Here is a 2,525-nt window from a genome sequence, read left to right on the forward strand (position 1 = left end):
CCGCGCTGGCCGTCGTCTGCGTACTGGAGATCACCTTGCGCCGGAACGTCTATGCCGACACCTCGGCGCCGATCACAGTCGACGAGCGTCCGGGTGAGGGCGACTCGCCGCGCGCAGCCTGGTGATCAGGGGCTAAAGCGCTCGCCCGGCTCCGCAAGCTCAGCGCGGTGCCGTATTGATCACAAATCACGTCTGCGCCCTGGGCGGGGGTAGGCCCGGCATGCCGAGGTGGATCGGGGCGACATTGGCGACTCTGCGGGCCTGGTCTCGCTTCTGGCGGAGGAAGGTGAGGGTGAGATCGATGCCTTCGATCTCCCCGAGCCATCCCTCTGTTGACCAGCTCGGTGGCCAGCAGCCGGCGGAAATCGTGTGGGGTGAAGCCAGCGGTCTGGAAGTCTGGGGTCATTTACCCCGCGCCCTGCCTCAAGATCTAGAGAATGTCTCTCTTCAATCTGACTCATCGGGGTTTGCGGAGTTGCCGGACACCAGCGGGGCCGAGGTCGGGTTGGGCGAAGGAGTAGGCGCCGATCACGCTGAACCAGTGCATGGCGGGGTTCTTGCAGGTTGCGCACGCCCTTGATGTCGCGCCGATAGGGCTCCTCCACGGCCTAGGTGAAGATGTGGAGGGTTTCGAAGATAAGCCCGTAGTGGGCGATCGGTTCCCAGAGCGAGTCGGGTTGCCGTCCCGCTGGATCATGCGCATCACGTCGTAGGCGCGGATCTCACCGGTGTAGATCGACACCACGACACGCAGGATGTCGCTCCAGTGCCGCTGGATTTTTTCGAGGTCGATCTTCCCGCGCGCGAACCGGGACAGGCTGCCGTAGTCGGCGTTCCGGATGCGCCAGCCCTTCTTGTCGGGGATGTCAGCCGGCGCGGGCCGGTACTGCATGCCAGCAGGTGGACCAGGCCGAACACGACATCGCTGTAAGATCCGGTGTCGGTCACCAGAACCTCAGGGACGCTGGCTCGCAACCCTCATCGAGAAGCTCGTTGCCGAGCCCCAATGGGTGATCGACGACAACTTCGCCTCCACCCTGCACATCCGGCTGGCCAGCGCTGACCCCGGTGATCTTTCTCGGCATCCCGCCGATCGTGTGCGTATCGGACATTCTCCAGCGCCGCCTGCGCTACCGAGGGCATGTACGACCGCATCCACTGGATGCTGTCATCCGGCGGGTGCTTATTGGTGCTGTATGGGCGAAGCCCATGCCTTGGTGTTAGTGAAGATGTGTAAATTTTATTAAGCGATCGCCTTTACATTGTAGATCATATCGAGGAACGCAGTGGCCCTCACGATTGACGCTCACGACCGACCGGGGCGTCGTCGCGAATCTGAACCATGCAGACGGTCCCACCCAGTGGCGCATCAGGCGCCCCTGTCTTCTTTCCAGCCGTTCTGAGCCAGGCCAGCTCCCCCACCGTGCCCAGGCTGGAGCTGCCCCACGCGATGTGCTCGCGGGAGCGAATCCGGGTGCCGTCCAGACCGTCCAGGTCCAGACGCCCCATGCGGTACTGCGAGCTTCCCGTATTGATCACCCGTGCCCCGTCCGGAATGCCGCCAACGACTCCAGGAGCAGATTGGTCAAAAGACACGGTGCCAGGTAGGTGACCTGGAAGGCCATCTCACGCCCGTCGACGCTGGTCTTGCGGCCGACGAACACAGTGCCGACGTTGTTGGCCAGGACGTCGATCCGCTCATAGGTGGCCCCGGACTCCTACCTCTGCCCCCAGGGGAAAAGTAGCTGTCAGTGATCCTCTGGCCTGTCGGTCTCGGTCGATGAAGATGTACCCGTCCGATTTCGAGGCGGCGGCGCCGCCGGTGCGCCTCACCCTGCTGGCCGCGTTGTGCCAGGTGCGGCAGGCGGAGCTGATCGACGGGCTGGTGGAGCTGCTGATCCAGCTCGTGCATAAGATCAGCGTGCGGGCGGAGAAGAAGGTCGAGGGCGAGCTCAACGCCGAGTTCCGGCGGGTATAGGGCAAGAACGGCATCTTGGTGAAGCTCGCCACGGCGGCGCTGGAGCTGCCGGAGGAGATCGTCCGCAAGGCCCTGTATCCGGTGGTCGGCGAGCGGACGCTGGAAGACATCATCGCCGAGGCCAAGGCGAACGAGAAGGAACTGCGTACCCGGGTGCGGACCAAGCTGCGCGGCTCCTACTCCCACCACTACCGGCGCGGCCTGCCCAAGCTGCTCAAAGCGGTGAGGTTCCGCTCCAGCAACGACACCTTCAAGCCGGTCATGGACGCCCTGGACCTGCTGAAGCGCTACGACGGCTCCGACGCCGACTTCTACGCCGCCGCCGAGGCGGTGCCGCTGGAGCACGTGGTGCCCGACGACTGGCGCGACGCGGTCCTCGACCCCGACAGCGGCCTGGTGGAGCGCATCCCGTACGAGCTGTGCGTGCTGGTGGCGCTGCGCAAGGCGATCCGGCGCCGCGAGATCTGGGTGGAGGGCGGCGGGGGCGCTGGCGCTGTTCGGCTACGACAAGCTCCGCGCGGAGCAGGCCGACCGGCGTGACAGGGGC

The 2,525-nt window shown here is 65.1% G+C and carries 3 protein-coding genes; 2 read left to right on the plus strand and 1 reads right to left on the minus strand.

The window, feature by feature from the left end; translation table 11 throughout:
• Positions 1 to 457: 457 nt before the first annotated feature.
• A complete protein-coding gene (locus tag AB0J64_RS57045) occupies positions 458 to 892 on the minus strand; it encodes a Tn3 family transposase (protein ID WP_364047150.1) in 435 nt (144 codons plus the stop codon).
• An 888-nt stretch (positions 893 to 1,780) separates the two neighbouring features.
• Here AB0J64_RS57045 and AB0J64_RS57050 point away from each other — a divergent pair.
• Both AB0J64_RS57050 and AB0J64_RS57055 read left to right on the plus strand, forming a co-directional pair.
• The gene (locus AB0J64_RS57050; RefSeq protein ID WP_364047153.1) at positions 1,781 to 1,978 is read left to right on the plus strand and encodes a hypothetical protein; all 198 of its coding nucleotides are present in this window, start codon (positions 1,781 to 1,783) and stop codon (positions 1,976 to 1,978) included.
• A gap of 15 nt (positions 1,979 to 1,993) precedes the next feature.
• The gene (locus AB0J64_RS57055) at positions 1,994 to 2,518 is read left to right on the plus strand and encodes a hypothetical protein (protein ID WP_364047156.1); all 525 of its coding nucleotides are present in this window, start codon (positions 1,994 to 1,996) and stop codon (positions 2,516 to 2,518) included.
• Positions 2,519 to 2,525 lie beyond the last annotated feature (7 nt).

Source organism: Nonomuraea sp. NPDC049695, from assembly GCF_040674955.1.
Lineage (GTDB): Bacteria > Actinomycetota > Actinomycetes > Streptosporangiales > Streptosporangiaceae > Nonomuraea > Nonomuraea helvata.

Excerpts from the sequence above, each read along its gene's own strand:
- AB0J64_RS57045 (WP_364047150.1), bottom strand. The coding sequence starts at position 892 with ATGCAGTACCGGCCCGCGCCGGCTGACATCCCCGACAAGAAGGGCTGG.
- AB0J64_RS57050 (WP_364047153.1), top strand. The coding sequence starts at position 1,781 with ATGAAGATGTACCCGTCCGATTTCGAGGCGGCGGCGCCGCCGGTGCGC.